Source organism: Oceanobacillus limi, assembly GCF_900111445.1.
Lineage (GTDB): Bacteria > Bacillota > Bacilli > Bacillales > Amphibacillaceae > Ornithinibacillus > Ornithinibacillus limi.
In genome coordinates, this window is sequence record NZ_FOHE01000027.1 from 16,587 (window position 1) to 33,061 (window position 16,475).

At 36.1% G+C, this 16,475-nt stretch carries 15 protein-coding genes and 1 other annotated feature; of the genes, 13 read left to right on the top strand and 2 right to left on the bottom strand.

Features of this window, described 5'->3' with window-relative positions; genetic code table 11:
• Nucleotides 1-70: 70 nt before the first annotated feature.
• Together BMX40_RS18380 and BMX40_RS18385 are read right to left on the bottom strand one after the other, a co-directional pair.
• Nucleotides 71-733: an RsfA family transcriptional regulator gene (locus tag BMX40_RS18380; RefSeq protein WP_090872705.1), complete on the bottom strand. Its 663-nt coding sequence runs from the start codon at nucleotides 731-733 to the stop codon at nucleotides 71-73.
• Nucleotides 734-846: 113 nt separating this feature from the next.
• On the bottom strand, nucleotides 847-2,130 hold the full coding sequence (locus BMX40_RS18385) for a replication-associated recombination protein A (RefSeq protein WP_090872707.1): 1,284 nt from the start codon (nucleotides 2,128-2,130) through the stop codon (nucleotides 847-849).
• 168 nt (nucleotides 2,131-2,298) lie between these two features.
• Here BMX40_RS18385 and cymR point away from each other — a divergent pair, with 168 nt between their 5' ends.
• The 13 genes from cymR (at nucleotide 2,299) to BMX40_RS18450 (ending at nucleotide 16,129) form a co-directional block, all read left to right on the top strand.
• Nucleotides 2,299-2,721, top strand: coding sequence for a cysteine metabolism transcriptional regulator CymR (gene cymR, locus BMX40_RS18390; protein ID WP_090872709.1), 423 nt, complete (start codon nucleotides 2,299-2,301; stop codon nucleotides 2,719-2,721).
• A 20-nt stretch (nucleotides 2,722-2,741) separates the two neighbouring features.
• Nucleotides 2,742-3,884, top strand: coding sequence for a cysteine desulfurase family protein (locus tag BMX40_RS18395; RefSeq protein ID WP_090872711.1), 1,143 nt, complete (start codon nucleotides 2,742-2,744; stop codon nucleotides 3,882-3,884).
• Nucleotides 3,885-3,901: 17 nt separating this feature from the next.
• Nucleotides 3,902-5,014: a tRNA 2-thiouridine(34) synthase MnmA gene (gene mnmA, locus BMX40_RS18400; RefSeq protein ID WP_090872713.1), complete on the top strand. Its 1,113-nt coding sequence runs from the start codon at nucleotides 3,902-3,904 to the stop codon at nucleotides 5,012-5,014.
• A 583-nt stretch (nucleotides 5,015-5,597) separates the two neighbouring features.
• Complete coding sequence (locus BMX40_RS18405; protein ID WP_090872715.1) at nucleotides 5,598-6,266, top strand: tetratricopeptide repeat protein; 669 nt, start codon at nucleotides 5,598-5,600, stop codon at nucleotides 6,264-6,266.
• Nucleotides 6,267-6,278: 12 nt separating this feature from the next.
• Nucleotides 6,279-8,609, top strand: a complete 2,331-nt coding sequence (gene recD2, locus BMX40_RS18410; protein ID WP_090872717.1) for an SF1B family DNA helicase RecD2 — start codon at nucleotides 6,279-6,281, stop codon at nucleotides 8,607-8,609.
• 73 nt (nucleotides 8,610-8,682) lie between these two features.
• Complete coding sequence (locus BMX40_RS18415; protein WP_090872733.1) at nucleotides 8,683-8,871, top strand: hypothetical protein; 189 nt, start codon at nucleotides 8,683-8,685, stop codon at nucleotides 8,869-8,871.
• A 48-nt stretch (nucleotides 8,872-8,919) separates the two neighbouring features.
• Nucleotides 8,920-9,987 carry an AI-2E family transporter gene (locus BMX40_RS18420; protein ID WP_090872720.1) on the top strand — a complete coding sequence of 356 codons (1,068 nt, stop codon included), beginning with the start codon at nucleotides 8,920-8,922 and terminating at the stop codon, nucleotides 9,985-9,987.
• A 42-nt stretch (nucleotides 9,988-10,029) separates the two neighbouring features.
• Nucleotides 10,030-10,239 (top strand) — a binding site (T-box leader).
• A gap of 57 nt (nucleotides 10,240-10,296) precedes the next feature.
• Nucleotides 10,297-12,939 carry an alanine--tRNA ligase gene (gene alaS, locus BMX40_RS18425; RefSeq protein ID WP_090872722.1) on the top strand — a complete coding sequence of 881 codons (2,643 nt, stop codon included), beginning with the start codon at nucleotides 10,297-10,299 and terminating at the stop codon, nucleotides 12,937-12,939.
• Between the two features lie 95 nt (nucleotides 12,940-13,034).
• On the top strand, nucleotides 13,035-13,304 hold the full coding sequence (locus tag BMX40_RS18430) for an IreB family regulatory phosphoprotein (protein ID WP_090872724.1): 270 nt from the start codon (nucleotides 13,035-13,037) through the stop codon (nucleotides 13,302-13,304).
• Nucleotides 13,305-13,721 carry a Holliday junction resolvase RuvX gene (gene ruvX, locus BMX40_RS18435; protein WP_090872726.1) on the top strand — a complete coding sequence of 139 codons (417 nt, stop codon included), beginning with the start codon at nucleotides 13,305-13,307 and terminating at the stop codon, nucleotides 13,719-13,721.
• 12 nt (nucleotides 13,722-13,733) lie between these two features.
• Nucleotides 13,734-14,021 carry a DUF1292 domain-containing protein gene (locus tag BMX40_RS18440; protein WP_090872728.1) on the top strand — a complete coding sequence of 96 codons (288 nt, stop codon included), beginning with the start codon at nucleotides 13,734-13,736 and terminating at the stop codon, nucleotides 14,019-14,021.
• Between the two features lie 264 nt (nucleotides 14,022-14,285).
• Nucleotides 14,286-15,404 (top strand): endolytic transglycosylase MltG, encoded by a 1,119-nt coding sequence (gene mltG / locus BMX40_RS18445; RefSeq protein ID WP_090872730.1) that lies wholly within the window; start codon nucleotides 14,286-14,288, stop codon nucleotides 15,402-15,404.
• An 86-nt stretch (nucleotides 15,405-15,490) separates the two neighbouring features.
• Nucleotides 15,491-16,129: an O-methyltransferase gene (locus BMX40_RS18450; RefSeq protein ID WP_090872732.1), complete on the top strand. Its 639-nt coding sequence runs from the start codon at nucleotides 15,491-15,493 to the stop codon at nucleotides 16,127-16,129.
• Nucleotides 16,130-16,475 lie beyond the last annotated feature (346 nt).

The window sequence follows — 16,475 nt, forward strand, 5'->3', positions numbered from 1 at the left end:
ACGAAGGCCAGTTTTTTTATCAAAATAAAACCTCTCAACAAGTCAGAGAGGTTTTTCCTTTTTTATTAAGTTAATTCGAACCTTGTGCCATCTGCTCTAGATTACCGTTTTTATCCATCCGAAACGCTGGAGCCTTCATAGCTGAACCATGATCGTCTAACACTGTCATTTTTCGAGCGCGATCCATAATTTGTACAAATACTTGATAATCTTCTTGGATGGTATTCAGTTGGTTCTCTGTTTCTGCTAACTGTTTTTCTAAATTAGTAATCTTTTGTTTTAACATTTCATTCTCTTTTTGGGTTTGATCAAGCGTTGCTTTTGATTGATTAGAAGCATAATAGTCTTTTTTCATTTCCTTAAGAAATTGAATAACAGTATCCAATGTCATGGAAGATTCATTGGAAACTTCTGTTAATGTAGTTCTTTCATCATTATAAGCCGGTTGTTGTAGCGTTACTACAGGTTTTTGATTCACTCTAGATTTTGATCGTTCCATTGCTCGTTTTTTCTCTTTTCTTTGTCTTTTTGCAAGATCAATAGCGTCTTCATATTTTTGTCTTATTTCTGCATTCCAACGAAATCCACACGCTGCAGAGGTGCGGTTAAGCTTATCTCCAACCTCTTCAAATGCGTTTAATTGTGTACTTCCTTCACGAATATGGCGTAAGACCGTTTCTGCTAATAATAGATCATCTTCATGTGACCAAGCATCTTGTCTAACCTTAACCATTTATTTCATCTCCTTTTCCAATTAACAGCGTTGATTAAAACAATAGATTTTATAACTATCAATTTGTGTTTACTTTTCATTAGTTTGACCGTTTGGAAAAGGATTTATACCTATCATTTATGGTTCTTTTTATCCGTTTGTATTTTTTCGTAAACTTGTTTCATAGCTTGTTCAAATTTTCCAGTTTGTTTAGGGTAATAGTATTGCTTGTTTTTTATTGAGTCCGGTAAATATTGTTGGCGAACCCAGCCATTTTCATAATTATGCGGGTACTTATAATCAACTCCACGTCCAAGTGTTTTTGCTCCTTGATAATGAGAATCTTTTAAATGAATCGGGATATCACCTGTTTTTCCATTACGTATATCTGATAGCGCAGCGTCCAATGCTTTATAAGCTGTATTTGATTTTGGCGATAGACATAGTTCAACAATGGCTACGGACAATGGTATACGTGCTTCTGGAAAGCCGATTCTTTCAGCAGCCTCAACTGCAGCCACAGCACGTGGCCCTGCTTGCGGATTTGCGAGGCCAATATCTTCGTACGCAATAACAATCATTCTTCTAGCAATGCTATCTAAATCTCCTGCTTCAATTAATCTTGCTAAATAATGAAGGGCTGCATCAACATCGCTACCTCGAATCGATTTTTGAAATGCAGATAATACATCATAGTGTGCATCCCCGTCTTTATCATGGGAGAAGCTTTTTTTCTGCATGCATTCCTCAGCAGTATCTAAGGAAATAATTATTTCATCATCTTCATTTTTAGGGGTAGAAGAGACTGCGAGCTCTAATCCATTTAATGCTGATCGCATATCCCCATTAGCGCTTTGTGCAAAGTGATCTAAGGCATCATCCGTAATTTTAATTTTGCTTTTTCCAAGACCATTCACATCATCTGACGTGGCTCTTTGTAATGCAATTTTTACGTGTTGGCTACTTAACGAATGTAATTCAAATAAATGACACCTGCTACGAATCGCAGGGTTAATGGCATGATAAGGGTTGCTGGTCGTACAACCTATTAAGGTAATTAAATTACTTTCCAAGTGCGGTAGTAGGAAATCCTGTTTGGCTTTATCCAGGCGATGAACTTCATCAAGGATAAGAACAACCTGTCCGGTCATTTTAGCTTCTTCCACAACAATTTCCATATCCTTCTTTTTATCTACAACAGCATTTAATAACTTTACAGGTAGATTCAAGCTTTTCGCTATAGCAACCGCCATCGACGTCTTTCCAGTTCCAGGTGGTCCAAAGAGAATCATTGAGGCTAAACGTTCCGCCTGTACCATACGATGGATGATTTTTCCTTCTCCTACTAAATGTTCTTGTCCGATAATTTCTGATATATGAGATGGTCTCATGCGGTAGGCCAATGGTTGTTGTTTCATCAATCTCTTCCTTTATATATAATAGTTTGCTAATTTAAGCGTAAGGCCGAATTCGTTAAAATGCAAGAGAGTTCTATTTCGTGCTATAATATCAGTTATTAAAAAAACACCTATGATATGTTATATTTAATGGATAATAGAAGTGCTGGAATTAGGGGAGTATGATTAATGAAAATTTCAACTAAAGGCCGTTATGGTTTAACGATAATGATTGACTTAGCAAAAAAATACGGTGATGGACCAACACCATTAAAAGCAATTGCTAGGGAGAATAATCTCTCGGAGCATTACCTTGAACAATTAGCGACTCCATTACGTAATGCAGGACTTATTAGAAGTGTTCGAGGTGCTTACGGTGGTTATATGTTACCGAAGGAACCGAAAGAAATTAGTGCAGGAGATATTATTCGGGTGTTAGAAGGCCCAATTACTCCGGTAGAAGGTATAGAGGATGAAGAACCAGCAAAACAGCAATTATGGCTGCGAATTCGAGATGCTGTAAAAGATGTGTTGGATACAACAACATTAGAAGACTTAATTAATTATGATAAAGATGAAATCGTACAAGATGCATATATGTTTTATATTTAATGGAAAGAAGTGAAAGAATCATGGATCATATTTATTTGGATCATGCAGCAACTACACCAATGGATAAGCGTGTCATCGATGCTATGAATCCTATTTATCAGGATGTTTTTGGTAACCCGTCAAGTGTTCATTCTTTTGGAAGAAAAGCTAGACAGCTATTGGATGAAGCTAGACGTGTTTTAGCTAGTAGTATCCGTGCAAATGAAAAAGAAATTATCTTCACTAGTGGCGGAACGGAAGCAGATAATTTAGCGCTAATTGGAACTGCAAAAGCAAATAGGCATTTAGGAAACCATATTATTACAACACAACAGGAGCACCATGCAGCCCTACACACTGCAGAGTATTTGGAAAAGGAAGGTTTTGATGTAACCTACTTACCTGTGAGTGTAGATGGAAAGATTCAAGTAGAGGATGTTAAACAAGCACTTACCGAGGAAACCATACTTGTTTCGATCATGTATGTTAATAATGAGACTGGCGTTATTCAGCCAATCAAGGAAGTGGCAGAATTAATTAACGAACACCAAGCTTATTTCCATACGGATGCAGTTCAAGCATTTGGTTTGTTGGATATTGATGTGAAAGAATTAGGTATTGATTTACTAACTGTTTCCGCACATAAAATTAATGGTCCAAAGGGAATTGGCTTTTTATATGCCTCCGAGAATGTGAAATTAAGTGCGTTACAATTTGGAGGAGAGCAAGAACGAAAACGGCGACCAGGTACTGAAAATGTAGTGGGTGCTGTTGGTTTTCAGAAAGCTGTTGAATTGGCAATGGAAAATAAGGAAAACAGAAGAGTAGAATATCAGAAATTTAAAGATTTATTCCTAAGGATATTAGAATCAGAAGGAGTCCATTTCGAGATAAATGGGAAGGAAGAGGATACAGTTCCGGCGATTGTAAATATTAGCTTTCCTGGGACAAATGTGGAAACTCTACTAACTAATTTTGATTTAGCTGGTATTGCAGCATCTAGTGGTAGTGCGTGTACAGCAGGTTCAGTGGAGCCGTCTCATGTATTATCTGCCATTTATGGTGAAAATAATGAATGTACGACAAATTCAATTCGATTTAGTTTCGGTATTTTTAATACAGAAGAAAATATAACAGAAGCTGCACATCGAGTGGCAAAAATTATCAATCGATTGACAGCGTAAAACGGTGGTGAACATAAATGAATGAAAATAAAAATACAAGAGTTGTAGTAGGAATGAGCGGAGGAGTTGATTCTTCGGTTGCGGCATTATTGCTAAAAGAACAAGGTTATGACGTTGTAGGAATCTTTATGAAAAACTGGGATGACACCGACGAATTTGGTGTTTGCACCGCAACGGAGGATTTCGACGATGTTGTACGTGTGTGTAATCAATTAGATATCCCATATTATGCAGTTAATTTCGAAAAGCAGTACTGGGATAAAGTGTTTACGTATTTCTTGGATGAATATAAAGCGGGAAGAACTCCAAATCCTGATGTTATGTGTAATAAGGAAATTAAATTCAAAGCCTTTTTAGATCATGCTTTATCTCTAGGAGCTGATTATCTAGCAACTGGGCATTATGCACAGGTTCGTGAAAACGATGGTAATATTGAAATGCTTCGAGGGGTAGATGATAATAAAGATCAAACATACTTCTTGAATCAGCTTACTGAAGATGTATTACAAAAAGTAATGTTCCCTTTAGGACATTTACCAAAATCTAAAGTTCGTGAATTAGCAAAAGAGGCTGGACTTGTAACAGCTACGAAAAAAGACAGCACAGGGATATGTTTTATTGGAGAACGTAATTTTAAAGAATTCTTAAGTGAGTACTTACCAGCTCAGCCTGGTGAGATGCAAACGATGGATGGAGTTGTCAAAGGGCGCCATGATGGATTAATGTACTATACCATTGGACAACGTCAAGGATTAGGTATTGGTGGAGCGGGCGATCCATGGTTTGTTGTAGGTAAAAATTTAAAAGATAATGTCCTCTATGTAGAGCAAGGATATCATAATGAAAAACTTTATTCAGATGAATTAATTGCAACTGATGTGAATTGGATTAATCCAGACGTTATACAAGATACATTCACTTGTACCGCTAAGTTTCGCTATCGCCAACAAGACAGTGGAGTGAAAGTTCACGTATTAGATAATGGAAATGTAAGAGTTGTTTTTGATGAAAAACAACGAGCAATTACTCCGGGACAGGCCGTTGTATTTTATGAAGGCGATGTTTGTTTAGGTGGAGGAACAATAGATGAAGTAATAAAGGATCAACAGGCACTTGATTATGTAGGATAAAAGTTAGGATCACGCCGATCATTTGGATTTACTTCAAAATCCAATGCACACTGTGCTTATGGTTAATCGCGTGATCCTTTTTTGGCAGGTAAGGAGAATTTCAAATCCTCCAAACTCTTAGATTTCAACTTAATCATCAATTTGATGACATAAGATCCTTTTTACGTATTATGCATATTATGCGTCGTAACTAAAAATTATTGTTGGGTGCATATAACTCGCTACGGAAATACATTTTGCTTTCCCGCAGGAGTCTCCATGTATTTCCTACGCTGATATATTTTGTGATTATTATTCAATCAATAATCATAGTTTCATGATGTATATTCTCGCAAAATAAGAAACACTTCAACAGCGGAGGCAGAATGCGTAGACTCCTGCGGGAACAGCACGAGTCCGAAGATCCCGGAAGAAGCGGTTTTTGCTTCTGAGGAAGCTGAGGCCGTGCCCGCGGAAAGCGAAGCGTTCTGCCGTAGCGGCTATCTAAAAGTATATCTATTAGGTGAAACAAACTACGAAAACAATCTCAAGAACCGGCAGTGGTTTTGAAATAGCAAAAGCATATAGTAAGGAGATTTGCAAGATGGATAAAAACACAAAAGCAATTGAGCTTATGAAAGAGAACAAATATGAGGAAGCGGCAGCAATTTTTAATGAAGTGATTCAAGAACAACCCAATGATCCGCTGGGTTACATTAATTTTGGAAATTTGTTGTTACATGTGAAGGACCCTGAACGTGCCCAACGTTTCTTTGATAAGGCAATTGAGCTTGATGAAAAATCAGCTACAGCTTATTACGGGTTAGGTAACTTGTATTTTGAACAAGCTGAATATAAAAAAGCTCAAGTAAACTTTCAACAGGCAATAGAGCTAGGTTTAGAAGAGGCAGATGTCTATTTCATGATGGGGATGACTTTCCAACATCAAGAGCACCATAAACTAGCTTTGCCATATTTTCTCAGAGCAACTGAGTTAAAACAAGACGACGTGGAGATGAATTTCCAATATGGATTAGCACTTGCGCAAAGCAATCTGATTTCTGATGCCAAAAAAGTATTTGAAGATGTTTTGTCTAAAGATGAAAAACATAGTGATGCACATTATAATCTGGGGGTCATCGCAATATATAATGAACAAGCTGAAAGTGCATTGCATCATTTCAATCAGGCCTTAGAAATCCAACCAGACCATGTATTAGCAGCGAATGGTAAAAGTCAACTAGAACAATTGATGGAAGAAAAAGACACGTAAGACAGTGGGGTAATGAAAATGGAAACAGGTACTGGGGAAAAAGAATATATCAAGGGAGAATTACTTTATACGATTTTTACGAATGATGTGGAGCACTTTTCCATAGTCAAATTAAAAATCCATGATACAAACACAGACTATCGTGAAAAGGAAATTGTTGCTAAGGGTTATTTTTCAAATTTGCAGGATGGAAATTTGTATTATTTTTATGGTCAATTTGAGAAACATCCTAAGTATGGAACCCAGTATCATGTGAAATCCTATCAAACTTTTATTCCCGATTCAAAGGATGGGCTTGTAGCTTATTTATCTAGTGACATGTTTTATGGTATTGGTAAAAGAACGGCAAAAAAGATTGTTGATCATTTAGGAGAAAATGCTGTATCGAAAATTTTCAATAACAAAGAAGTGTTAGCAGATGTACCTGGTCTTAAAAAAGAGACAGCAGAAACGCTAGTGAAAAGCTTACATGAAAACCAAGGTTTCGAACATATTGTTGTTAACCTTTCTAAGTATAATATTGGGCTGAAGATGGCCCAAAAAATATACCAGGTCTATAAAGAAGCTGCTATGGAGGTATTGGAAGAAGATCCCTATCGCTATGTGTTTGATATTGATGGATTCGGTTTTCAAACCGCTGACTCGATAGCAAGACAAAATGGCATATCATTGAATCATCCTAATAGAATTGGTGCTGGTTGTATTTATGTGCTGCAAAAAAGTATTCAAGACGGCCATGTTTATTTACCACTTGGGGACTGCGTGGATCAGGTTATACAATTATTATGGAATCCAGAAGTACCACTAGATGGTAAAGAAATAACGAATCGATTAGAAGAATTAAATAACGAAAAGTCCGTTATAATATACCAAGGAAATGTCTACCTTCCTTCTCTTTATTATGCTGAAGATGGATTTGCATCACATGTGAAACGTTTGTTAGAGAATAAAGTGGAATTTGATACAACTGAAGCGGAATTAATGAAGATTATCGGTGAAATCGAGGAGGAAGAAACTTTAAGCTATGGGAAAGAGCAATATGAAGCAATAAGAAGAGCGCTCCATTCAAAATTAATGATATTAACAGGTGGACCTGGAACAGGTAAAACCACAGTCATCAAAGGTATTATTAAAGCATATGGATCCATTCAGAGTCTTTCAACCGATCCTTCTGATTATGATAATAAATCAGACTTTCCTTTTGTGTTAACAGCACCAACTGGTCGAGCTGCCAAAAGAATGAAAGAATCAACGGGTCTTCCAGCTGTAACAATCCATCGATTGCTTGGCTGGAATGGAAGTGATGGATTTGAAAAGGACGAACAGGAACAATTATCAGGAAAAATTTTAATCATTGATGAATTTTCGATGGTCGATATTTGGCTAGCTAACCATTTATTCAAAGCAATCCCTAATGATATGCAAGTTCTGATTGTTGGCGACGAGGATCAGCTACCATCTGTTGGGCCTGGACAAGTTCTTTCCGACTTATTAGACAGTGAATTGATACCAACCATCAGTTTACACGAGGTTTATCGACAAAAAGAAGGCTCAAAGATTATTCAGCTTGCCCATGCTATTAAAAATGACTCCTTTCAAATAGATCTATTGCATAACGACAAAGACTTTAGTTTTATTGATTGTAAAGAATACCAAGTAGTTGATGTTATTACAAAGGTTTATAAACGAGCAATTGATAAAGGAATTGATATGAAAGATATTCAAGTGTTGGCACCCATGTACCGTACAGAGGCCGGGATTACAATGATTAATAAAGGGTTGCAGCAACTTGTGAATCCAAAAAGCAACAAAAAACGCGAAGTGAAAGTAAATGATACTGTTTTTCGAAAAGGAGACAAGGTGATTCAGCTTGTTAACCAACCTGAAGATGGTGTATTTAATGGTGATATTGGCGAGGTTGTAGCAATTTTTGAAGAGGACGAGAATACCGATCATGTCCAACAATTAGTCGTCCAGTTTGAAGAAAATGAAGTTGTTTATGAAAGAAAAGACTATATTAACCTAATGCTTGCCTATTGTATATCCATTCATAAGTCACAAGGTAGTGAATTTCCAATTGTCATCTTGCCAATCGTTTCTTCTTATCACCGTATGTTAAGGAAGAATTTGATTTATACCTCCATAACAAGAGGGAAGCAATCACTAATTATTTGTGGGGAGAAGAATGCTCTGACCAGAGGCGTAGAAACAGTTGATACGAATAAGCGTTATACCTCACTTAAAGAACAATTAACTGTACGGATAGAGGAACATCATAATGTAGAATTGGAAAAAAACGAAATGATAGAGGATGATGAGCTTTCTCCATATGATTTTATGTAGGTATGTATAAATTCATCACTTTCCGGTTAGCATAACATAATATCTTAGCACTAATAGGGGAGATTTTATGTTTATGCAATGCCCAAACTGTAATGGAAAGGATATAGGGAAAATTGGCTCTCAGCAATTTTATTGTTGGAATTGTTTTATTGAGATGTCGGTTACTGGGGATGAATTAACCGTACATCAAGTTGAAGCGGACGGCTCGTTAAGCTCGTTGAACGATTTATTTACGGAGGATGAGAGGAAGTTGAAGTGGTAATCCTTAGTGTGAAGGTAATTCTATTTTTATACTAAGGAGTGAACAACAATGTTTTTACATAAAAGACAATTAAACTTCCTTTACTGGGTTATAACAGGAATTTTTGTATTTTTATTTATCTATTTGTTAGTAAAATTATTTCCTTTTTATCGTGCATTTTTTGCATTTTTATTACAACTATTTACACCGTTTCTTATTTCTTGTTTGATTGCTTATTTACTGTACCCAATTGTAAAGAAAATCCATCAATATAATATACCAAAAAGCATTGCAGTCTTGTTCATTTATTGTCTGTTTTTTGGTGGTGTCGGTTATGCTATCTATCGCGTGTACCCCGCAGTGATTCATCAATTACGAGACTTAAATGACTATCTACCACAATTAATTGAAATGTATCAAGGGTTAATCTATCAGCTTTATGAATCAACTTCGTTTCTTCCAGAGACAGTTCATGATCGAATGGATGAGTTTATTGCTAGTATCGAAGCATATATTGAAGATCTGATCGTTAATTTACTTGGTGGTATTTCAAAAATATTTGATATGATTATTATTATCACCGTAATTCCTGTACTAGTTTTCTATTTTTTAAAGGATTATGAGAAAATAAGAAGTTATTCAAAAACGTTTATTCCTAAGAAATATCAGGAACAAACAAGTAAGCTCGTACATGCAATTGATGAAAATCTAGGGAATTACATCCGCGGTCAGTTACTTGTCAGCTTATTTGTAAGTTTGACATCGTATATCATCTTTCAATTCTTTGGATTAAAATATACATTGTTATTAGCGATTATCATGGGATTGACTAATTTAATTCCATATTTTGGTCCTATTATTGGAGCAGTTCCTGCCGTAGGAATTGCTTTGACAATGTCAGGACAGCTAGTTTTATTTGTTGTAATTTCAATTTTTATTATCCAGCTAATTGAAAGTAATTTATTACAACCTTATATAGTGGGAAAAAGTGTCGCAATCCATCCAGTTGCTATCATTTTTGCATTACTGTTGGGGGGAAAAATAGGTGGAGTAGTAGGGATGATTGTCGCTGTCCCATTATTAACTATCTCAAAGGTAATTGTAAAACATATCTTTACCATTCGACGTGATCGTTGACTTTTTGGTAAAAGTTTTCTATAATATCGCATAACGTTATATGTCAATATATTGAAGGTAATGAGTACATGGAACTCGGTTTTCAGAGAGGGATTTTCGAGGCTGAAAAAAATCCTAAATAAGAGCCATGGAAAGCTATACTGGAGTGCGGCTAATCCCCGTCGGTTTCAAACCGTTATCATGTTTAAGTGATGGCTAGTCTATTTGATTAGTCATAAATAGGGTGGTACCGCGATAGATCTCGTCCCTGCAATCAAGCAGAGAGGAGATTTTTTTATTGGCGAAAAATATATATCGGAGGGAAATATAATGAAACAATTAACTTCAGCACAAGTTAGGCAAATGTTTTTAGACTTCTTCCAAGAGAAGGGGCATCGGATTGAGCCAAGTGCTTCACTTGTTCCAAAAGATGATCCAACCTTACTTTGGATTAACAGTGGAGTTGCAACCCTGAAAAAATACTTTGATGGTCGTGTCATTCCTGATAATCCACGAATTGTTAATGCGCAGAAGTCCATTCGAACAAACGATATTGAAAATGTTGGATATACGGCACGTCACCATACTTTCTTTGAAATGCTAGGTAATTTTTCAATTGGTGACTATTTTAAGAAAGAATCGATTGAATGGGCTTGGGAATTTCTAACAAGTGATAAATGGATTGGGTTTGATCCAGAGCTATTATCAGTAACCGTTCACCCAGAAGATGATGAAGCATATGATATTTGGCTAAACGACATTAAGGTTCCAAAGGAAAGAATTATTCGACTTGAGGAAAACTTCTGGGATATTGGTGAAGGACCGAGTGGCCCGAATACCGAGATTTTCTATGATCGAGGTGAAAAATATGGGAATAACCCCGACGACCCAGAATTATATCCCGGTGGGGAAAATGATCGCTATTTAGAAATATGGAATCTTGTTTTTTCACAATATAACCATAATCCAGATGATACGTACACGCCACTTCCAAAGAAAAACATTGATACAGGTATGGGACTTGAGCGCATGGTATCCGTAATTCAAGATGTACCAACTAACTTTGAGACAGATCTATTCATGCCAATTATAAAAAAGACAGAGAAATTGACTACGACTCCTTATGGGACGCGTAAAGAAAGTGATACAGCTTATAAAGTAATAGCAGATCATATACGTACCGTTAGCTTTGCAATTAGTGATGGTGCGCTTCCTTCAAATGAAGGTCGGGGATATGTTTTAAGAAGGCTACTACGTCGCGCTGTACGATTTGCAAAAGAGCTTGGAATCGATAAGCCATTCATGTATGAGCTTGTTCAAACAGTTGGGGAAATTATGAAGGATTTCTATCCAGAAGTATTAAAACAACATGATTTTATTCAAAACGTTATTAAAGTGGAAGAAGAACGATTTCATGAAACATTAAATGATGGTCTAAATATTCTGACGTCTATTATGGAACGCGAAAAGGAAAAAGGAAGTACTGTTTTTCCAGGGAAAGAAGTCTTCCGTTTGTATGATACGTATGGATTTCCTAAAGAATTAACAGAAGAATATGTTGAACAACAAGGATTCCATATTGATGAAGTTGCTTTTAATCAGGAAATGGAGAAACAAAGAGAGCGTGCAAGAAATGCTCGACAAAAAGTAGATTCCATGCAGGTTCAGGATGACATTTTAAGTGAAGTCGATGTGAAAAGTGAATTTGTTGGTTATGAAACATTAGATGTATCGACAAAGATTAATGCAATGATTCGCGGGAAAGAAGTAATAGAATTAGCACGAAAAGATGAAGAAATCTTTGTAATCTTAGAACAAACCCCTTTCTATGCAGAAAGTGGTGGGCAGGTTGCTGATAATGGCTGGATTTATACAGATGATGCATCCGCTTATATTGAAGATGTTCAAAAATCTCCAAAAGGCGATCACATACACAAGGTTCGTGTGAAAGACGGTGAACTCCGTGTTGGTGATACTATTAAAGCAATAGTAGATCGTCAGTTCCGTACAGCTGTTATTAAAAACCACACGGCGACACATTTATTGCATCAAGCGTTAAAAGATACACTTGGTGACCATGTGAATCAAGCTGGATCTTTAGTAACACCAGATCGATTACGATTTGACTTCTCTCATTTCAGTGGATTATCAACAGAGGAATTACATCAAATTGAACAAATCGTGAATGAGAAAATATGGAGTGAGCTTACATTAGATATTAATTTGAAAAAACTGGCAGAAGCGAAAGAAATGGGTGCGATGGCTCTGTTTGGTGAAAAGTATGGCGATGTTGTTCGCGTCGTTCAAATTGGTGATTACAGCATTGAATTATGTGGAGGTTGTCATGTGCGCAACACCTCTGAGATTGGACTATTCAAAATCGTATCAGAGGGTGGTATTGGTGCTGGTACAAGAAGAATTGAAGCAGTAACGAGTAAAGAAGCGTATAACTATTTATCAAATAAAATGAATCTATTACAACAGGCTGCTCAACTCGTGAAAACAAATGATGAAACGCTACCGGAACGTATTGAGGGTTTATTCCAAGATATTCGAACGCTTCAAAAAGAAAATGAATCATTACATGCGAAGTTATCTAATGTTGAAGCATCCAATATCCTTGATCAAGTAGAAAAGGTCAACGATGTTCAAGTACTCGCACAAAAAGTTAATGTGAAAGATATGAATCAATTGCGAAATATGGTTGATGAATTAAAGCAAAAAATAGGGGCCGGAATAATTTTATTAGCAGCTGAAAATAATGGGAAAGTACAGCTGGCTGCGGGTGTTTCTAAAGAATTAATAGACCGTGGATTACATGCGGGTAATCTTATAAAGCAAGCTGCTCAGGTTTGTGGTGGCGGTGGCGGTGGTCGCCCAGATATGGCACAAGCAGGAGGAAAGGATCCAGCTAAAATAAATGAAGCACTTGATTATGCAAAAGAATACGTGACAGAAAACATAAAAAACTAAGCATCCTATCTCGATATAATAGAAATAAATAGGTTAAACCTGCTAAACATGTTAAACTAATCGTAGAAGGGTAATAAATGGAATGAGGTGTCACGATGAGTTCGATTGATAAAACAATGAAATTTAATTTTTCAGAAGAACCATTTGATCAAGATATTAAAGAGATTCTAATGACAGTACATGAAGCACTCCAGGAAAAAGGTTATAATCCAATTAATCAAATTGTTGGTTATCTATTATCTGGGGATCCTGCTTATATCCCAAGATATAAAGATGCAAGGAATCTTATTCGTAAAATTGAACGTGATGAAGTAATCGAAGAACTGGTTAAATACTACTTAGAGCAACAAAAAAAGGACAAGTAAATGAAAATAATGGGTTTAGATGTTGGTTCCAAAACAATTGGTGTTGCTGTTAGTGATGAATTAGGCTGGACTGCCCAAGGAGTAACAACAATTAAATGGGACGAAAATGAAATTGAATCTGCTGATGAGCAATTAAAAAACATTATATATGAATATAATGTTGGGAAAGCTATTATTGGGTTACCAAAAAATATGAACGGTACTATTGGAGAACGCGGTGAGGCTTCGAAAACATTTGCAAAACATGTTGAAGAAGTTCATCAAATTCCAACCGTTTTATGGGATGAACGATTAACAACAATGGCTGCTGAACGCGTATTACTCGAAGCGGATATGAGTAGGAAAAAACGAAAGAAAGTCATTGATAAGATGGCAGCAGTAATGATATTACAAGGTTACCTTGATCAAAAAATATAAAGGAGAGTTTCTATGCCGTTAGAAGAGAAAGAACGGATTATTATTCCAGATGAGAATGGTGAAGAACATTTATTTGAGGTTTTATTTACATTTGATGTAGATGCAACAAATCAATCCTATATCGCGGTTGTACCTGTGGAGCAAAAGGATGATGAAGAAGTAGAAGTATATGCGTTTCGTTATGAAGAAAAGGAAAAAGAAGATAATGATTTATCACTTTTCCCAATCGAATCAGACGATGAGTGGGAAATGGTAGAAGAAATGCTAAATACTTTAGCAGATGAGGAAGAATTAAATTAGCTTTTATAACAAATACTAAAATTAGCTGGTGTCTTAGAACACCAGCTAATTTTATGGAGTAAATCCACATGGGACGCGCAAAACCCAGCTCAAAAAAGTTGTCGAAGTTTTGGTAAATAAATAGCGAATCATAAATATCCGTTTAGTTTATCTAACACCCTGTGTTTAAAGGAAGATACCCCAGTGTTGAAAATTCACATTATCTAAGTCTAGCGTATATTATTTTTTTTTAGTATAATATACCGGATGAGAGGGGGATGTTTCATGTCCAAGCGAAATAATAAAGATAAATATAAAGAAAATTTGCTTAAACGTGGCGAAGAAGCTCGAACGGTAAGAAAGATCGTCGCAATTATAGTGATTTCATTAATATTAATTTTAGTAGTAGGTGGAATTTCAGGTTATAACTATATTAAATCAGCTTTGCAACCTGTCGATCCGAATAATGAGCAAGGGGTAGATATTGAAATCCCATTGGGTTCATCCACTTCAACAATTGCTGAGATTTTGGAGGAAAATGATCTAATTAAGGATTCTCGTATTTTTAGATTCTACATAAAGTTCAAAAATGAATCGGGTTTTCAAGCTGGTGAATATACATTTACCAAATCTATGACATTCAATCAAATTATCGAATCCTTAAAAAGTGGAAGAATTATCAAAGAGCCCGTTTATCGGATTACTATTCCAGAAGGATTAACCATAGCAGAAATTGCTGAGATCTATGGTGAGACATTGCCAATTTCAGAAGATCTATTTTTGGAGAAAGTTAATGACTCAGAGTATATAAAGCAATTAATGGAAGAATATCCTTCCATATTATCTGAAGATATTTTAGATGAAGAGATATTATCGCCTTTAGAAGGTTATTTATTTGCTGCTACTTATGATTTTTATGAAGAAGATCCACCGCTAGAGGTTATTATTACAAATATGCTTGATAAAACAAGAGAAGTCGTATACAAGTACATTGACGGTATTACAGAAAAAGAGCTCTCCATTCATGAGGCACTTACAATGGCTTCGATTGTTGAAAAAGAAGCTGTTACCGAGGAGCAACGGAAAATCATAGCAGGCATCTTCTATAACCGTTTAGATGAGGGCATGCGTTTACAGACAGACCCAACCGTCTTATATGCAATTGGAATGCATAAGGATACCGTGTTATATGCTGATACGGAGGTTGAATCACCTTATAATACGTATTATGTTGATGCCCTACCAATCGGACCAATCTCCAATTTTTCCGAAAGTGCATTAGAGTCTTCGATATATCCGGAAGAAACGGATTACAAATACTTTTTACATGATGGAGAAGGAAATATACATTATGCTGAGACCAATGATGAGCATAATGAGAATAGACAAAAGTATATGGATTAAAGAACTGGAAGTGTGAAAACTATTTCACATTTCCCGTTTTTTTGACACAATGATGTTTGCGAATAAAATCAAAAAGAGGTTTTGGAATGGATGAAAATATAACCAAATACTTATTGGATTTAGTTCCTGAAGATAAAGAGTGGATTAAAGATCTGAAAAAACAAGCTGAAGCAGACCGTGTACCGATTATGGATACGATTGGGATTGAGTTTCTTTTACAACTCATTCGTTTACATAAGCCTAACCGTATTTTGGAAATTGGTACTGCAATAGGTTATTCTGCCTTAAGGATGCTAGAGGCAAATCCTGAAGGTGAAATTGTAACGATTGAAAAAGATGACAATAGATATAATCAAGCAATTGAAAATATTAATAAACGAAATAAGCATACTAATATACAGGTAATCCATGGGGATGCACTAGAGGAACTAGAGAAATTGTTAAATCAAGGGGAAAAGTTTAACTGCATATTTATTGATGCTGCAAAAGGTCAATATCAACGCTTTTTTGAGCTGTCGAGCCCTCTACTACAGGATAACGGCATTATTATTACGGATAATGTATTATTTAGAGGGTATGTTGCTGAACCTAACTTTGATCACCCTCGTTATAAAAAGATGGTAGAAAAAATTAGATCATATAATGCATGGTTAATGAATCATCCTGATTATACGACGACAATTCTACCAATTGGTGATGGCGTAGCTGTTAGTTATAAGGTATAACCTTTAACGGAGATTTTCCATAGATCTCTGAACATTTGTTACGTATAACGTATATTATGCGACGTAACTTTTGGTTTCACCTAATGGAAATATTGTTAGATAACCGCTACGGCAGAACGCTTCGCTTTCCGCGGGCACGGCCTCAGCTTCCTCAGAAGCAAAAACCGCTTCTTCCGGGATCTTCCGGACTCGTGCTGTTCCCGCAGGAGTCTACGCATTCTGTCTCCGCTGTTGAAGTGGTTCTTATTTTGCGAGAATATACAAAACTATGATTATTGATTGAATAATAATCAAAAAATATCAGCGGAGGAAATACATGGAGACTCCTGCGGGAACAGCGAAGATG